General features: G+C 68.1%; 16 protein-coding genes. 1 reads left to right on the top strand and 15 read right to left on the bottom strand.

Annotation, left to right across the window (positions count from 1 at the left end; genetic code table 11):
* Positions 1-39: 39 nt before the first annotated feature.
* The 15 genes from LMJ29_RS02195 to LMJ29_RS02125 all read right to left on the bottom strand — a co-directional run bounded on the left by LMJ29_RS02195 (position 40) and on the right by LMJ29_RS02125 (position 13,412).
* Entirely contained in the window at positions 40-1,023 is a 984-nt protein-coding gene (locus LMJ29_RS02195) for a 2-hydroxyacid dehydrogenase (RefSeq protein ID WP_229603631.1), read from the bottom strand.
* Between the two features lie 93 nt (positions 1,024-1,116).
* Entirely contained in the window at positions 1,117-1,875 is a 759-nt protein-coding gene (locus LMJ29_RS02190; RefSeq protein ID WP_229603629.1) for an SDR family NAD(P)-dependent oxidoreductase, read from the bottom strand.
* A 46-nt stretch (positions 1,876-1,921) separates the two neighbouring features.
* The gene (locus LMJ29_RS02185; protein ID WP_229603627.1) at positions 1,922-2,788 is read right to left on the bottom strand and encodes an ABC transporter permease; all 867 of its coding nucleotides are present in this window, start codon (positions 2,786-2,788) and stop codon (positions 1,922-1,924) included.
* A 46-nt stretch (positions 2,789-2,834) separates the two neighbouring features.
* Complete coding sequence (locus LMJ29_RS02180; RefSeq protein WP_229603624.1) at positions 2,835-3,698, bottom strand: ABC transporter ATP-binding protein; 864 nt, start codon at positions 3,696-3,698, stop codon at positions 2,835-2,837.
* 4 nt (positions 3,699-3,702) lie between these two features.
* Complete coding sequence (locus tag LMJ29_RS02175) at positions 3,703-4,746, bottom strand: ABC transporter substrate-binding protein (protein WP_229603621.1); 1,044 nt, start codon at positions 4,744-4,746, stop codon at positions 3,703-3,705.
* A gap of 89 nt (positions 4,747-4,835) precedes the next feature.
* On the bottom strand, positions 4,836-5,732 hold the full coding sequence (locus LMJ29_RS02170) for a TauD/TfdA dioxygenase family protein (protein WP_229603618.1): 897 nt from the start codon (positions 5,730-5,732) through the stop codon (positions 4,836-4,838).
* A gap of 458 nt (positions 5,733-6,190) precedes the next feature.
* Entirely contained in the window at positions 6,191-7,093 is a 903-nt protein-coding gene (locus LMJ29_RS02165; RefSeq protein ID WP_229603615.1) for a SphA family protein, read from the bottom strand.
* 88 nt (positions 7,094-7,181) lie between these two features.
* Positions 7,182-8,291: a hypothetical protein gene (locus LMJ29_RS02160; RefSeq protein WP_229603613.1), complete on the bottom strand. Its 1,110-nt coding sequence runs from the start codon at positions 8,289-8,291 to the stop codon at positions 7,182-7,184.
* Between the two features lie 17 nt (positions 8,292-8,308).
* Positions 8,309-9,322, bottom strand: a complete 1,014-nt coding sequence (gene dmpG, locus LMJ29_RS02155) for a 4-hydroxy-2-oxovalerate aldolase (RefSeq protein ID WP_229603610.1) — start codon at positions 9,320-9,322, stop codon at positions 8,309-8,311.
* 30 nt (positions 9,323-9,352) lie between these two features.
* A complete protein-coding gene (locus LMJ29_RS02150) occupies positions 9,353-10,276 on the bottom strand; it encodes a catechol 2,3-dioxygenase (protein WP_229603607.1) in 924 nt (307 codons plus the stop codon).
* A 46-nt stretch (positions 10,277-10,322) separates the two neighbouring features.
* Positions 10,323-10,631 carry a 2Fe-2S iron-sulfur cluster-binding protein gene (locus LMJ29_RS02145; protein WP_229603604.1) on the bottom strand — a complete coding sequence of 103 codons (309 nt, stop codon included), beginning with the start codon at positions 10,629-10,631 and terminating at the stop codon, positions 10,323-10,325.
* Positions 10,628-11,569 (bottom strand): acetaldehyde dehydrogenase (acetylating), encoded by a 942-nt coding sequence (locus LMJ29_RS02140; RefSeq protein WP_229603601.1) that lies wholly within the window; start codon positions 11,567-11,569, stop codon positions 10,628-10,630. Before LMJ29_RS02140 ends, LMJ29_RS02145 begins: the two co-directional genes overlap by 4 nt.
* A gap of 41 nt (positions 11,570-11,610) precedes the next feature.
* On the bottom strand, positions 11,611-11,802 hold the full coding sequence (locus LMJ29_RS02135; protein ID WP_229603598.1) for a tautomerase family protein: 192 nt from the start codon (positions 11,800-11,802) through the stop codon (positions 11,611-11,613).
* Between the two features lie 20 nt (positions 11,803-11,822).
* Positions 11,823-12,611: a 2-oxo-3-hexenedioate decarboxylase gene (dmpH, locus tag LMJ29_RS02130; protein WP_229603595.1), complete on the bottom strand. Its 789-nt coding sequence runs from the start codon at positions 12,609-12,611 to the stop codon at positions 11,823-11,825.
* Positions 12,612-12,626: 15 nt separating this feature from the next.
* Positions 12,627-13,412, bottom strand: a complete 786-nt coding sequence (locus LMJ29_RS02125) for a fumarylacetoacetate hydrolase family protein (protein ID WP_229603592.1) — start codon at positions 13,410-13,412, stop codon at positions 12,627-12,629.
* A 151-nt stretch (positions 13,413-13,563) separates the two neighbouring features.
* Here LMJ29_RS02125 and LMJ29_RS02120 point away from each other — a divergent pair, with 151 nt between their 5' ends.
* Entirely contained in the window at positions 13,564-14,469 is a 906-nt protein-coding gene (locus tag LMJ29_RS02120) for a LysR family transcriptional regulator (RefSeq protein ID WP_229603589.1), read from the top strand.
* Positions 14,470-14,515: the final 46 nt, after the last annotated feature.

The following is a 14,515-nucleotide window of genomic DNA, read 5'->3' as shown; positions in this document are numbered from 1 at the left end:
CGTTGGCCATGTGGCGATGCCCCGGCAGTGGCGCTTTCCTTATCGGGCGACGCCCTCCTCCCGTACCTGCGGATTGACCATGTGCTGCGGCGTGCCGCCGAGCAGTGCGCGCTCGAGGTTGTCCAGCGCCAGCTCGGCCATCGCCCGGCGCGTCTCATGGGTGGCCGAACCCACGTGCGGCAGGGTCACCACGTTGGGCAGGGCGAACAGCGGCGACTCGCGCAGCGGCTCCTTCTCGTAGACGTCGAGGCCGGCGGCCTGGATCTGCCGGTTCTGCAGCGCCTCGACCAGCGCGGCCTCGTCGACCACCGGGCCGCGTGCGACGTTGACCAGGATGGCGCTCGGTTTCATCAGCGCCAGCTCGCGGCGGCCGATCAGGTGGTGGGTCGCGGCGCTCAGCGGCACCACCAGCACCACGAAGTCGGCCGCGCCGAGCAGCTCGTCGAAGGCGCAGTAGCGCGCGCCCAGCTCCTGCTCCAGCGCCGGCTTGCGGCTGTTGCCGCTGTACAGCACCGGCATGTTGAAGCCGAAGCGACCGCGGCGGGCGATGGCCGCGCCGATATTGCCCAGGCCCAGGATGCCAAGGGTCTTGCCGTGCACGTCGCTGCCGAACTGCGCCGGGCCGACCGGCGCCTGCCAATGACCGGCCTTGACCCAGGCGTCCAGCTCCGGCACCCGCCGCGCGGCGGCCATCAACAGGGTGAAGCCGAGGTCGGCGGTGGTTTCGGTGAGCACGTCCGGGGTGTTGGTGAGCAGGATGCCGCGCTCGTTCAGATAGCTCAGCTCGTAGTTGTCGTAACCCACCGAGATGCTCGAGATGACCTCGAGCTGCCCGGCCTGCGCCAGCTGGACGCGACCGAACGGCCGGCCGACGCCGAGCAGGCCGTGCGCCCCGGGCAGCGCCGCGGCGTACTGGGCGTCGATGTCGCCCGCCGGGTCGAGCAGGGTCACGTTGAAGTTCTGCCGCAGGCGTTCCTGGTGCTCGGGGCTGAGGCGGCTGAAGACGAAGACGTTCTTTTTCATGGCGATTCCGTGCACGGAAGGGGGCGACAGGGTGAAGCCGGGTGCTTTCGCCGGTCAAGCTGCCAGCGGCGCCCGGCAGCGAACCGACGCGCATCAGTCGCGATCCACCGCGAATGGCGACCAGGCCTGGCGGGTCGGCATGACTTCCAGGCGGTTGATATTGATATGCGCAGGCAGGCTCGCCACGTAGAAGATCTGCTCGGCGATGTCCTCGGCGGAGAGCGGCTCGGTGCCGCGGTACAGGCGATCCGAGGCGGCCTGGTCGCCCTTGGTGCGCACCAGGGTGAACTCGGTCTCGGCCATGCCCGGGGCGATGTCGGTGACCCGCACGCCGCTGCCCTGCAGGTCGCAGCGCAGGTTGTAGCTGAACTGCTGGACGAAGGCCTTGCTCGCGCCGTAGACGTGGCTGCCCGGATAGGGCCACTGCCCGGCCACCGAACCGAGGTTGACGATGCTGGCGCCGCGCCCCGTGGCGATCAGGGTCGGCAGCAGCGCGTGGGTGACGTTGACCAGGCCCTTGATGTTGGTGTCGATCATGGTGTGCCAGTCGGCCAGCTCGACGTTCTGCGCGGCCTGCGGCGCCAGCGCCAGGCCGGCGTTATTGATTAGCGCCTGCACCTGGCGAAAGCCCTCCGGCAGCTCGGCGACAACTCGCTGCACGGCTTCGGCGTCGCGCACGTCCAGCGCGGCGATATGTACCGGCACCGCCCTGCCCAGCTCGTCCTGCAACTGCTGCAGGCGTTCCAGGCGGCGCCCGGTGAGCACCAGCGACCAGCCGTCGGTGGCAAAGCGCCGCGCCGCGGCGCGGCCGAAGCCGGAGGTGGCGCCGGTGATGAAAACGATCTTGCCCATCTGCAAATCTCTCGTTGCGACTACATGAATCGAATGGCGCTGGTTTTCAGCGCTGCATGCCCCAGCGCTTTACCGTGACCCGCTCCAGCAGGCTGAACACCAGGTTCTCTACCAAGAGGCCGATGAGGATCACCACGGCGAGGCCAGCGAACACCTTGTCGGTGTACAGCTGGTTACGGTTCTGGAAGATGTACCAGCCCAGACCGCCCTGCCCCGAGGACGCGCCGAACACCAGCTCGGCGGCGATCAGCGTGCGCCAGGCGAAGGCCCAGCCGACCTTGAGGCCGGAGAGGATCGCCGGCAGCGCCGCCGGGATCAGGATCAGCGCGACGAAGCGCAGGCCGCGCAGGCCGTAGTTGCGCCCGGCCATGCGCTGGGTCTCGGAAACGCCGAGAAAGCCTGCGTAGGTATTCAGCGCCAGCGCCCACAGCACCGAATGCACCAGCACGAAGATCAGGCTGTTCTCGCCCAGGCCGAACCACAGCAGCGCCAGCGGCAGCAGGGCGATGGCCGGCAGCGGGTTGAACATCGCGGTCAGCGTCGACAGCAGGTCGCGGCCCAGTTGGGTGGACACCGCCAAGGTGGTCAGCGCGAGGGCCAGCAGGATGCCGAGCAGGTAGCCCTTGAGCAGCACGCCCAGGGAGATCGCCACCTTTTCCAGCAGTTCGCCGCTGGCGATGCCCTCGGCGAAGGCGCGGGCGGTCTGCAGGAAGCTCGGCAGCAGCAGGTCGTTGCCCTGGTAGCGCGCGGCCAGCTCCCAGGCCAGGGCGAGCAGCAGCAGGATCAGGCTCTTGCGCAGCCAGCCCAGCTGCCACAGGCGAGTGGCGAGCGGCAGCGCGCGCTCCAGCGGCTGGTCGGTCAGCGGTTGCAGGTCGATTTCGTATTCGTGACGCACGGGGGATGCGGGATGCATGGCGGTTCTCTTGTAAAGCCAGGCCTGTAAAGCGAAAGGCAGCGGATCAGCAGGACAGACGGATGTCCTGGAAGCCGAGATCGAGCGGCACGGATGCCACCTCTTCGTCGAACAGCAGCCGATGGATGCGTTGCGCGGTCTGCTGGAAGGCCACGCCGCCCAGGCTGTGCAGGTCGAACTGGTGGCTGTGCACCTCGGCGCGCACCCGGCCCGGATGCGGCGACAGCAGCAGGATGCGGTTGCCGACCACCAGCGCCTCCTCGATGGAGTGGGTGACGAACAGCAGGGTGAAGCGCACCTCCTCCCACAGCGCCAGCAGCTCCTCCTGCATCTTGCGGCGGGTCAGCGCGTCGAGCGCGGCGAACGGCTCGTCCATCAGCAGGATCTTCGGTTGCATGGCCAGCGCGCGGGCGATGGCCACGCGCGCCTTCATGCCGCCGGACAGGGTGTGCGGATAGGCGTCGGCAAAAGCCGCCAGGCCCACCTTGTCCAGATAATGCAGGGCGCGCTCCCCGGCCTCCTTGCGGCCCAGCGTGCGCGAGGCCAGGAGCGGGAACATGACGTTCTGCTTGACCGTCTTCCAGGGCGGCAGCTGGTCGAACTCCTGGAACACCACGATGCGATCCGGTCCGGGCTGGCTCACTGGCCTGCCATCGAGACGGATCTCGCCGGCCTGCGGGGCGATGAAGCCGGCCACCGCCTTGAGCAGGCTCGACTTGCCGCAACCCGACGGGCCGAGCAGCACGAAGCGGTCGGCCGGATCGACCGCGAAGCTCACCTGGTGGGTGGCGCGCACCACGCGCTGCGGGGTGCGGTACTCCAGGCTGACGTTGTCCACCTCCAGCAGCGCCCGCACGGGCGCCACGGGGGCGAGATTGCTGACCGTGTGGCCTTGCAACAGCGCGTTCATCGACTCAGCTCCCCTGACCCAGGCGCGGGTCGGCGAAGAAGTAGTCCTGCCAGGAGGCCGGCTTGTTCTTCAGCGCGCCGACGCGATGCAGGAACTCGGCCAGCTGGTAGGTGCCGGTCGGCGTCACGCTGAACTGGAACTGCTCGTTGTCGATGATCTTCAGCAGGTCTTCCTTGCTGATCTTCGCCTTGGTCACGCGGATGTAGGTGTCGGCGGCCGCCGCCTTGTCCTTCTGGGCGAACTCGGCCGCCTCGGCCAGGGCGGCGACGAAGGCCTGGTAGGTCTTCGGATTTTCCGCGCGGAACTTCTCGGTGCTGTACAGCACGGTCGGCGAGTTCGGGCCGAGCAGCTTGTAGGTGTCGAGCACCACGTGCACGTTGGGGTTGTCCAGCGCCTGGTTCTGGAACGGCGGGTTGGAGAAGTGGCCGGTCAGCTCGGTGCCGCCGCTGGTCAGCGCCGCGGTGGCCTCCGGGTGCGGCAGGGCCACGGTGTACTTGTCCAGGCGGTCGAACTCCTTGTCGCCCCACTGCTTGGCGGCGGCGTACTGCAGGAAGCGCGACTGGATCGACACGCCCACCGCCGGCACGGCGATGCGGTCCTTCTCGGTCAGGTCGGCGATCGTCTTGACCTGCGGATTGTTGCTCAGCAGGTAGTAGGGGAAGTTGCCCAGCGAGGCGACGCCCTTGACGTTCTGCTTGCCGTGGGTGCGGTCCCAGACGGTCAGCAGCGGGCCGATGCCGGCGCCGGCGATGTCGATGGAGCCGGACAGCAGCGCGTCGTTGACCGCCGCGCCGCCGGACAGCTGGGTCCAGTCGACCTTGATGTCGAGGCCGGCTTCCTTGCCGTGCTTCTCGATCAGCTGCTGGTCGCGCACCACGTTGAGCAGCAGGTAGACGATGCCGAACTGCTCGGCGATGCGGATCTCGCCCTCGGCGTGGGCCACGGTCGGCGCCGCCAGGCCGCCGGCCAGGAGGCTCAGCGACAGGCCGACGCCGCCGGCCAGGCGGCCGAGACGGGACAGAGCGGGGAAACGTGGTTTGAAGGTCATGGCGAACTCCTCGAAAAATGGCCGATGCGCGCAGCCCCGGCCGCGCCTCGCGGGCACGGCGGATGGGGGCTGCGCTGGAAAAAGGGAAATCAGAAGGGCGCGTCGCCCTGGATGGTGGTGCGGTGCATGCGCCGGCGCAGATGCGACGGGCAGCCGGTGGCCAGGTGGATCAGCGCGCGGTTGTCCCAGAACAGCAGGTCGTGGGGCTGCCACTTGTGGCGGTAGACGAACTCGGGGCGCGCGCTGTGGGCGAACAGCTCGGCGAGCAGCGCGCGGCTTTCGTCTTCCGCCAGCCCTTCGATATGGGTGGTGAAGTTCTCGTTGACGAACAGGCCCTTGCGCCCGGTTTCCGGGTGGGTGCGCACCACCGGGTGAACCACCGCCTTGACCTCGGCGAGCTGCGCGGCGGTCAGCGTCGGGCGATGGATGCCGGTGAACACCTCGTCGGCGTAGCGCGCGGTGTAGGAGTGCGCGGCGTGCTTGCTTTCGATGGCCTGGCGCAGCTCGGCCGGCAGGGTCTCGAAGGCCTGCTGCTGGCTGGCGAACAGGGTGTCGCCGCCCTCCTCCGGCAGCTCCTGGGCGTAGAGCATCGAGCCGAGGCTGGGCAGTTCCTTGTAGGACAGGTCGGAGTGCCAGAACTTGCCGGCGTCGCCCAAGCCGATCGGCTGACCGTTCTCGACGATGTTGGAGATGATGAACACCTCCGGATGGCCGGCGAGCAGGAACTGCTTGAGCACGTGGATCTGCAGCTCGCCGAAGCGGCGGCTGAAGGCGATGTGCTGCTCGGGGGTGATGTGCTGGTCGCGGAACACCAGCAGGCCGTGAACCAGGTGGGCGTGGTGCACGCTGGCGAAGTCTTCCGCGTTGAGCGGCCGGGACAGATCGAGACCGAGGATCTCCGCGCCGAACGGCGCATCCAGCGGACGCACCTCGAACGACTGGGACGGGCTTTCGGGAACGGCCAACAGGGCTTCAACCGCAGACATGGGAGCACTCCATACGCATGGTCGCGTGGGTAACGCGAGGGATCGATGCGGACGCGGGTGGCGCGTCCATCCGGTTCATGCGCGGCTCAACGGTTGGCCTATAAGTACGCGGCAAAGAGACTATATGGGAATATAAAATCGATCTTAAATAATCTTTTTGCCTATCTTTATGAGGGTTTCGCTACTCCCGACGGAACGCTCCACTTCTCCGCGCCGAAAGGCGAAAGGCGCGGGCCAGAGCGGCGGCTGCGATACGTCGGGCTGAGCGCCAATCACATCCGGCCGACCAGCGCCGCGAGGCGGACAGTGTTCTTGCCGAGGTAGCAATTTTCTCTGTGATCGCGTCGATCGGCGCGCGACGGGCGTGCCGGCGCCAGCGTCTGGCGCATGGCCGAGAGAGAAAGTCGGGCGTGCGCTCCCGGGCTCTCAGGGAGCGGAAGCGCACGCCCGACACGGGCTTACAGCGGCATGGTCAGTTTCAGCCAGTAGGCGTCGCCTTCCGGACGGTTGCGCACGGCGCTTTCCTGTTGCCACTTGGCGGTGAGGAACCAGCCGGACGGGCTGCTGTACTTGAGCGAAGGACCGATGGCGAAGGCGCGCCCCTTGTTGTCGTCCACCTGCGCACCGGACTGGTCGTCGCCGCTCACCTGGCGATAGACGTAGCCGCCGACGCCCACCACCCAGCCATTGTCCAGTCCCCAGCCCAGGGCATAGTCGGCGTGCGCCTCGCGCCCCGAGCGGTAGTCGGTGGCGGAATTGCGCGCATTGAAGTCGTACATCAGCTTCAGGTCGAGGTTCGGGCCGGCGGGATCGACGTAGCTGAACGCCGCCACTGGCTCGACCGCCCAGTAGTGGCGGCCGATGTTGGCCTGCCGGCCGCGTTCGTACTCGCCGGTCGGCGCAATGATGTCCAGCGCGTAGACGGCATGAAACTGGTCGCTGTAGTGGTAGCCCAAGGCGGGTCCGAAGATCATGTCGCCCAGGCCCTGGCGATGATCGCGGTCGCCATTGACCGTCACGCTTAGGTCGACCAGCGGGGCGATGGTCTGCAGTGCCAGGTCGCCGCCGAAGAGCTTCTGCTCGGTGACCCACACCAGGCGCGGGGCGATCACGCTGGCGCGCAGACGGAAATCCACCGGCAGGGAATGGCCGTCGTCGTCCTTGAGGTCCTCCGCGGTGTAATGCTCGGCGTAGACCTGGGCGTACCATCCGGGCGGCGGCAGCGCCCCGGACATGTAGTTCTCCGCCCCCATGGGGTAGGACGAGCCGCGGCCTTCGGTGGCCCAGCAGGCCTGCCCGGCGCCAGCGAGGGCGGCGACCAGCCACAGCGGCAGCCCGGGATGTCGATTGTTGTTGTGCATGTCGATGATCCATTTTCAGGGCGAACGCGCGCCCGGCCTCGCCTGACGGTGTCGGGCGCGCGTTCGGGGAAAGGTGACGGGAGGGGGATCAGCTTCGGCGCAGCGGCCAGAAGTCGAGGAATTGGCTGAAGGCCACCAGCAGCGGGAAGGTCATGGCCAGCAGCGCCGAGGCCAGCCAGAGCTCCTGGCCGTAGGCCGGGGCGCCCGCGCTCAGCGGGCCGCTGAGCCAGGGCGCCCCGGCCCAGTACAGGCGCGGCAGCACGGCGCCGGCCAGCACGGCGACGCCCAGTTGCAGGACGCCGCGCAGCGGCTGCGCCAGCGGCGCGAACAACTGCCCCTCGAACATCAGCAGCGGCACCAGCGCACCGAACAGCAGGCCGATCGCCCCATGCACCATGAAGGGCACCGGCTCGATGCCCAGTCCGCGGGTGCCCGCCGCGTAGAAGATGCCGCTCAGCACGAGCACCAGCGCACTGCGCGCCAACCCGGCGACGGGCTGCCGGCACAGCCGCGGGATGTTCGCCAGCGGCCAGAAGTCCAGCAGCATGCAGGCGAACATCACGCCGACGGTGGTCACCGCGAAGGCGAGCATCTCGAAGGCCGGCACCGCGCCGTGCGGGTCCAGATCGGCGCGATAGAACGGAGCGCCGGCCAGCGCCGAGAAGTCGAACAGCGCGGTGAACAGCCGGTAGCCGAGCAGGTAGGCGACCAGCAGCGTGCCCAGGCCCAGCGCCAGCGGTTGCCGGGTCAGCGCCGACAGCGGCCAGCACTCCCAGACGATGACCCACCAGAAGGTCAGCAGCACGCAGAAGATCACGTACATCAGCGTGAACGGCGTCGGCGGCCCGGCCAGACGGGCCTGGGTGACGAACACCAGGATCGCGACCAGCGCGCCGCCGAGCAGCGCCAGGCCGAGCAGGCCCAGCCCCCGCGCCGGCTGCGGCAGGCCGCCCAGCCAGGCCGGGTACTGGTTGCGCCAGAGCATCGACAGGACGATCTGTACCGGCACGCAGCAGACCACGAAGAAGGTCACCCAGGTGGCGAAGAACTCGCCGCTGAAGCAACCGATCAGCGCCAGCGACAGCGCGATGACCCCGGCCAGGCCCAGCAGCCCGCGCAGCGGCTGCCGGGTGAAGACCAGGCCGGCGTGCGCCGGGTTTTCCGCAATGACCGCATTCATATTGTTCTTGTCGTTCATGTGCGTGCTCCGTCGCCTCAGCCGGCCTTCTTCAACAGATCCAGGGCGACGTCGACGATCATGTCCTCCTGGCCGCCGACCATTCGCCGCTTGCCCAGCTCGACCAGGATGTCCAGGGTCTTCAGCCCGTACCGGTCCGCCGCCAGCTCGGCGTGACGCAGGAAGCTCGAATAGACGCCCGCGTAACCGAGGCCGAGGGTCTCGCGGTCGACGCGCACCGGGCGGTCCTGCAGCGGGCGCACCAGGTCGTCGGCGGCGTCCATCAGCCGGTAAAGGTCGGTGCCGTGGTTCCAGCCCAGCCGTTCGGCGGCGGCAATGAACACCTCCAGCGGCGCATTGCCGGCGCCGGCGCCCATGCCGGCCAGCGAGGCGTCGATCCGATCGCACCCCTCCTCCACCGCGACGATGGAATTGGCCACGCCGAGGCTCAGGTTGTGATGGGCGTGCATGCCGAGCTGGGTCTCGGGCCTCAGCACCGCGCGGAACGCGCGCATGCGCTCGCGCACGTCCTGCATGCTCATCGCCCCGCCGGAGTCGGCCATGTAGATGCAGGTGGCGCCGTAGCTTTCCATCAGCTTGCCCTGCGCGGCCAGCTGCGCGGCGGGGATCATGTGGCTCATCATCAGAAAGCCCACGGTGTCCATGCCGAGGTGGCGGGCGTACTCGATGTGCTGGCGGGATACGTCCGCCTCGGTGCAGTGGGTGGCGACGCGCACCACCCGCGCTCCGGCCGCGTAGGCATTGTGCAGGTCGTGCACGGTGCCGATACCCGGCAGCAGCAGGGTGGCAATCTTCGCGTGGCTGATCTCGCCGGCCACCGCCTCGATGTATTCGAGATCGCTGTGGCGACCGAAGCCGTAGTTGAACGACGAGCCCTGCAGGCCGTCGCCGTGGGCGACCTCGATGCTGTCCACGCGAGCCTGGTCCAGCGCGCGGGCGATGGCCCGCACGTCGTCCAAGGTGTACTGATGGCGGATGGCGTGGCTGCCGTCGCGCAGGGTCACGTCGGAGATATAGAGTTTCTTGTTCATGCGGTTTCCCTCCTGGGATAGCGCGCCGGGTCAGGTCATCACGGTCAGGAAGCGCTCGTTGAGCATGCGGCTGTGATAGAAGATCGCCTTGCCCAGGTCCTTCTCGTGCCAGGTGACCGGCTTCTGGTCGGGGTAGTGGAAGTCGCCGCCGGCGAAAACCTCGTTGCGGTTACCCGAGGGGTCGAAGAAGTACATGCTCTGCCCATGGGTGATACCGTGCCGGGTCGGGCCGACGTCGAGCGAGGTGTCGGTCATGGTCAGCAGGTCGCCGGCGCGCAGCAGCGTCTCCCAGGTCTCGAGCAGGAAGCCGGCATGGTGGAAGGCGCCGTCGTTGCCGTCGCCGACGAAGGCGATGTCGTGGGCCTTGATCGAAATCGACAGCCAGTCGGCGACGCTGTTGCCGTTGGCGTCGAGCACCTGTTCGCTGAGATGGAAGCCGAGCACGTCGACGAACAGCTCGCGGGTCAGCGGCAGGTTGCTGCCGTGCAGCTGGCAGTGGTCGAAGCTCATCGCCCGCATGCCGCGCAGGCCACGCGGCCAGGCCTCGGGATTGGTTTCGCTGACGCCCCAGCGGCCGGTGTACTCCTTCTCCGCGTAGAGCTCGATCCAGTGTCCGGTTGGCGCGAGGAAGCGCACCCGGCGGCCGCAGAAGTCCAGTTCGCCTGCAGGGATGTGCTCCACCTGGCAACCGAAGGCGGCCAGGTCGAGGGCCAGCCGGCTCAGGGTCTGGTCGTCGATCACCTTGAAGCCCATGAAGTCCATGCCGGGCACGGCGGCCGGCACCAGCACCACCGAGAAGCGCTCGACCTCGGTCCAGCCCTTCAGGTAGACCCGTCCCTGGCTGTCCTGATGGGTCTTGATGAGGCCGAGCAGCTCGACGTAATGCTTGAGCGCCTGTTGCATGTCCATCACGCGGATCTGTACATGGCCGGGGCGCAGAACACCTTTTTTCATAGGATCACCTGATTTTGTAGTTGTTTTGCTGGGTTCAACGATCGATTCAGTGCTTTCTTGCAACGGGTTCGAGAATTCGTTCGATCTCCATGTCCGTTCTCGGGTACAACCGGCAGGCCAGCGCCAGGCCGTCGGCCTGCTCCGCCGCCGATACGTGGCGCCGGCTCATCGGGCCGACATCGAAGTCGCCCTGCAGCACCCGCACCTTGCACACGCCACATCCGCCGTTGCGGCAACCCACGGCGATGGCCTGGCAACGCGCGGCTTCCATCGCCGGCAGCAGCGCGCTGCCCTGCTCCACGGCGAATACGGCGCCACTGACCCGCTCGCGGATGCGCAGGCGCGCCGGCTTCATGCCCGTGTCCCCCGCCCCGCCTCCGCCAACCGCTCGGCACAGGCCAGCGCCGCCGAGGTCATGATGTCGAGGTTGCCGGCGTAGGCCGGCAGGTAGTGGGCGGCGCCCTCCACCTCGAGGAACACCGAGACCTTCAGCCCCCGGCGCAGGCCCACGCCCGGCACGTTGACCGGTGTGTCGACCGGCTCGAACTGCACCTGCTGCTTGAGCCGGTAGCCGGGCACGTAGTCGCGCACCCGCGCCACCATGGCCTCCACGCTGGCGGCGATGGCCGCCCGGTCCGCCGGCTCGCAGAGGGCGAACACGCTGTCGCGCATGATCAGCGGCGGCTCGGCCGGGTTGAGGACGATGATCGCCTTGCCCTTCTGCGCCCCGCCGATCACCTCGATGGCCTTCGACGTGGTTTCGGTGAACTCGTCGATATTGGCGCGGGTGCCCGGGCCTGCGGACTTGCTGGCGATCGAGGCGACGATCTCGGCGTAGTGCACCGGGGTGACTTGGGCGATGGCCTTGACGATGGGGATGGTCGCCTGCCCGCCGCAGGTCACCATATTGATGTTGGTCGCCTGCAACTCGGCGTCGAGGTTGATCGCCGGAATGACGTAGGGCCCGATGGCCGCCGGCGTCAGGTCGATGACTCGTACCCCGCGCGCCTGCAGCGCCTCGTTGTGGCGGGCATGGGCCTGCGCCGAGGTGGCGTCGAAGACGATGCCGATCTCGTCGAAGCCCGGCAGCTGCAGCAGGCCCTCCAGCCCGTCGGCGGTGGTCGCCACGCCCAGGCGGCGGGCGCGGGCCAGGCCGTCGGAGGCCGGGTCGATGCCGACCATGGCGGCCATCTCCAGGCGCTGGCCGTGGCGCAGCACCTTGATCATCAGGTCGGTGCCGATGTTGCCCGAGCCGATGATCGCCACCTTGCAGCGAGTGGATGTCGCGTTCATGGGATCTCCTTGTAGTTGTCGTTGTGTTCGATCCGCGGCGCTCAGCGCCCGCGCTGCTTGGCGGTCTGTCCGGCGATGCCGAAATCGGTGTTGGGTACCTCGTTGATGATCACCCGCACCGACTCGATGGGCGCGTCGAGCGCCTCCACTGCGGCTGCGGTCAGAGCCTCGATCAGACGGGCTTTCTGCGCTTCGCTGCGACCGGCGACGAGGTGGACTTGCATGATCGGCATGTTGCTTCTCCCGAGGGCGCTCAAACGAAGCGCATGGATACGCTGCCCAGATGCTGGAAGCGCACGTTGACGTTGTCGCCGGCCTCGACGGCGACCGCTTCGGTCACCCCGCCGGTGAGGATCAGGGTGCCGGCCGGGATCTCGCGGCCCCGCGCGCCGAGCATGTTGGCCAGCATCGCCACGCTCTGCGCCGGGTGGCCCAGCACCGCGGCGGCGGAGGCGGTGGCGACGATGCGGCCATTGCGCTCCATCACCACGCCGAGGTTCTTCAGGTCGAGGCCGCGCGCCGAGTGCGGGCGGCCGCCGAGCACGTAGCGCGCCGAGGAGGTGTTGTCGGCGATCACGCTCTTCAGGTCGAAGCGGAAGTTCTCGTAGCGCGAGTCGATCACCTCGACCGCCGGCAGCACCAGTTCGGTGGCGGCCAGCACCGTGCCGACGTGGCAGCCCGGACCGCGCAGCGCCCGCCGGGTGACGAAGGCGATCTCCGCCTCCACTTTGGGATGGATCAGCCCGCGGGTATCGATCTCGCCGCCGTCGGCCACCGCGCCGTAGTCGGTGACGAAGCCGTGGATCGGCTCCACCACGCCCATCTGGCGCATCTTCGCGTGGGAGGTGAGGCCCATCTTCAGGCCGGCGATGCGCACGCCGCGTGCCTGCTTCAGCTCGCGGATCGCGTCCTGGATGGCGTAGGCGTCCTGCCAGTCCATGTCCGGGAAGGCGTCGGTGATCTTGGCGACGGCGCGCGCCTGCTGCTCCGCGCCGTCCAGGTGCAAGGCCAGTTCTTCGATGGTCTGCCGGTCGAGTGCCATTTCGCTTCGCTCCAATCAGGTGAACCGCACGCTGGCGGAGCCGATGCCGCCCAGGCTGATGCGCAGGTTGTCGCCGGCCTTGACCGGCACCATGGCGGACAGGGCGCCGGAGAGGATCACCTCGCCCGCCTCGAGGGCCATGCCGAAGCCTCCCAGGGTGTTGGCCAGCCAGGCCACGGCATTGGCCGGATGCCCCAGCGCCGCGGCGCCCGCGCCGGTACTGGCGATTTCGCCGTTGAGCTCCAGGGTCATGCCGACCAGGCCCAGCTCCAGCTCGCGCGGATCGACCGCGGCATCGCCGAGCACGAAGAGCGCGGACGAGGCGTTGTCGGCCACGGTGTCCTGAATGCGGATCTGCCAGTCGCGAATCCGCGAGTCGACGATCTCGATGCACGGCATCACGCACTCGGTGGCGCGCAGCACGTCGGCGACCGTGAGGCCGGGGCCGCGCAGGTCCTCCTTGAGCAGGAAGGCGATCTCCCCTTCGGCCTTGGGCGCGATCAGGTCCGCCACGGCAATGGCCGCGCCGTCGGCGCGCAGCATCGCCGAGGTCAGGTGGCCGAAGTCCGGCTGGTCCACCTTCAGCTGCTCCATCACCACCTGGCTGGTGACGCCGATCTTCTTGCCGATCACCCGCTCGCCGTTCTCACGCTGGCGGCGGGCGAGCACGTTCAGCTGCAGCTCGTAGGCCTGCTGCAGGGTCAGTTGCGGATGGCGCTCGCTGAGCGGAGCGATGGGTTGGTTGTCCTTGAGCGCGCGGTACAGCTCGTCGCTCAACTGTTCGATTGGGGTCGACTGCATGGAAAGCCTGCCATGTGGGCCTGGGAGGGGCCGCCGCGGATCGGCGGCGGCTGTGACACCACGTTAGGGTCAGGCAGCGATGCAGTCCAATGCTGTATATTCAACGATCAATGACTTTTATGCATCGTTGCGGGCGAGAGGAAAGCCAGTAATGGAAATCAGGCAGCTACGCTATTTCGTCGCGGTGGCCGAGGAACTCAACTTCAATCGCGCCGCCGAACGGGTCTACATCTCGCAATCGGCGCTGAGCCGGCAGATCCAGCAGCTCGAGGAGGACATCGCGGCGGTGCTGCTGGAGCGCAACTCCAAGCGGGTGGCGCTGACTGCGGCCGGCGAAGCCTTCTACCACCACGCCCAGCGGATTCTCGGCGAGCTGCAGTTCGCCGCCGAGGAGTCGAAATCGCTCTCCTCCGGGCAGCGCGGCAGCCTGGCCATCGGCATCTTCGGCTCGGCCATCCTCGATTTCATTCCGCAAGTGCTCAAGCGCTTCACCACCGCCTACCCCGGGGTGAGGATCGCCCTGCACCAGATGGACAAGGACGCGCAGATCCAGGCCCTGCGCGAGCGGCGCCTGACCATCGGCTTCAATCGCCTGGTGCCGGCCGAGCCGGACATCGCCCAGGAAGAGGTGCGCCACGAGCCGCTGATGCTGGCCCTGGGCGAAGGCCACCGGCTGGCGCAGCAGCCGAGCATCGACCTGGCGGACATGCTCGACGAGCCGCTGATCCTCTACCCGCGCGGTGTGCGCGGCAGCCTGGTGACCCAGATCCAGCGGATGTACGAGCACTACGCGGCGCAGCCGGTAGTGGCCCACGAGGTGAGCGACGTCACCACCAGCATCGCCCTGGTCGGCGGCGGCCTGGGGGTGAGCATCGTGCCGCGGGCGGCGATCAACCTGCGCCTGCCGGGGGTGGTCTATCGCCCGCTGCACAGCCGGGGCGACTCCACGATCGAGCTGATCTGCCTGTACCGCAAGGGCGACCAGTCGCCGGTGCTGCAGTCGTTCCTGAAGGTGTTGCGCGACTTGAAGGATGCGTCCGTCGAGGCGGCCAGCTGAAAGGTCGTCAGCGGAAAACGCGGCAAGTGCAGCAAGCCACCATCCC

Origin of the sequence: Pseudomonas oryzagri (assembly GCF_020831405.1) — a bacterium.
Classification (GTDB): Bacteria; Pseudomonadota; Gammaproteobacteria; order Pseudomonadales; family Pseudomonadaceae; genus Geopseudomonas; species Geopseudomonas oryzagri.
This window is presented reverse-complemented; position numbering and strand designations above follow the sequence as displayed.

Excerpts from the sequence above, each read along its gene's own strand:
- LMJ29_RS02195 (WP_229603631.1), bottom strand. The coding sequence starts at position 1,023 with ATGAAAAAGAACGTCTTCGTCTTCAGCCGCCTCAGCCCCGAGCACCAG.
- LMJ29_RS02190 (WP_229603629.1), bottom strand. The coding sequence starts at position 1,875 with ATGGGCAAGATCGTTTTCATCACCGGCGCCACCTCCGGCTTCGGCCGC.
- LMJ29_RS02185 (WP_229603627.1), bottom strand. The coding sequence starts at position 2,788 with ATGCATCCCGCATCCCCCGTGCGTCACGAATACGAAATCGACCTGCAA.
- LMJ29_RS02180 (WP_229603624.1), bottom strand. The coding sequence starts at position 3,698 with ATGAACGCGCTGTTGCAAGGCCACACGGTCAGCAATCTCGCCCCCGTG.
- LMJ29_RS02175 (WP_229603621.1), bottom strand. The coding sequence starts at position 4,746 with ATGACCTTCAAACCACGTTTCCCCGCTCTGTCCCGTCTCGGCCGCCTG.
- LMJ29_RS02170 (WP_229603618.1), bottom strand. The coding sequence starts at position 5,732 with ATGTCTGCGGTTGAAGCCCTGTTGGCCGTTCCCGAAAGCCCGTCCCAG.
- LMJ29_RS02165 (WP_229603615.1), bottom strand. The coding sequence starts at position 7,093 with ATGCACAACAACAATCGACATCCCGGGCTGCCGCTGTGGCTGGTCGCC.
- LMJ29_RS02160 (WP_229603613.1), bottom strand. The coding sequence starts at position 8,291 with ATGAACGACAAGAACAATATGAATGCGGTCATTGCGGAAAACCCGGCG.
- dmpG (WP_229603610.1), bottom strand. The coding sequence starts at position 9,322 with ATGAACAAGAAACTCTATATCTCCGACGTGACCCTGCGCGACGGCAGC.
- LMJ29_RS02150 (WP_229603607.1), bottom strand. The coding sequence starts at position 10,276 with ATGAAAAAAGGTGTTCTGCGCCCCGGCCATGTACAGATCCGCGTGATG.
- LMJ29_RS02145 (WP_229603604.1), bottom strand. The coding sequence starts at position 10,631 with ATGAAGCCGGCGCGCCTGCGCATCCGCGAGCGGGTCAGTGGCGCCGTA.
- LMJ29_RS02140 (WP_229603601.1), bottom strand. The coding sequence starts at position 11,569 with ATGAACGCGACATCCACTCGCTGCAAGGTGGCGATCATCGGCTCGGGC.
- LMJ29_RS02135 (WP_229603598.1), bottom strand. The coding sequence starts at position 11,802 with ATGCCGATCATGCAAGTCCACCTCGTCGCCGGTCGCAGCGAAGCGCAG.
- dmpH (WP_229603595.1), bottom strand. The coding sequence starts at position 12,611 with ATGGCACTCGACCGGCAGACCATCGAAGAACTGGCCTTGCACCTGGAC.
- LMJ29_RS02125 (WP_229603592.1), bottom strand. The coding sequence starts at position 13,412 with ATGCAGTCGACCCCAATCGAACAGTTGAGCGACGAGCTGTACCGCGCG.
- LMJ29_RS02120 (WP_229603589.1), top strand. The coding sequence starts at position 13,564 with ATGGAAATCAGGCAGCTACGCTATTTCGTCGCGGTGGCCGAGGAACTC.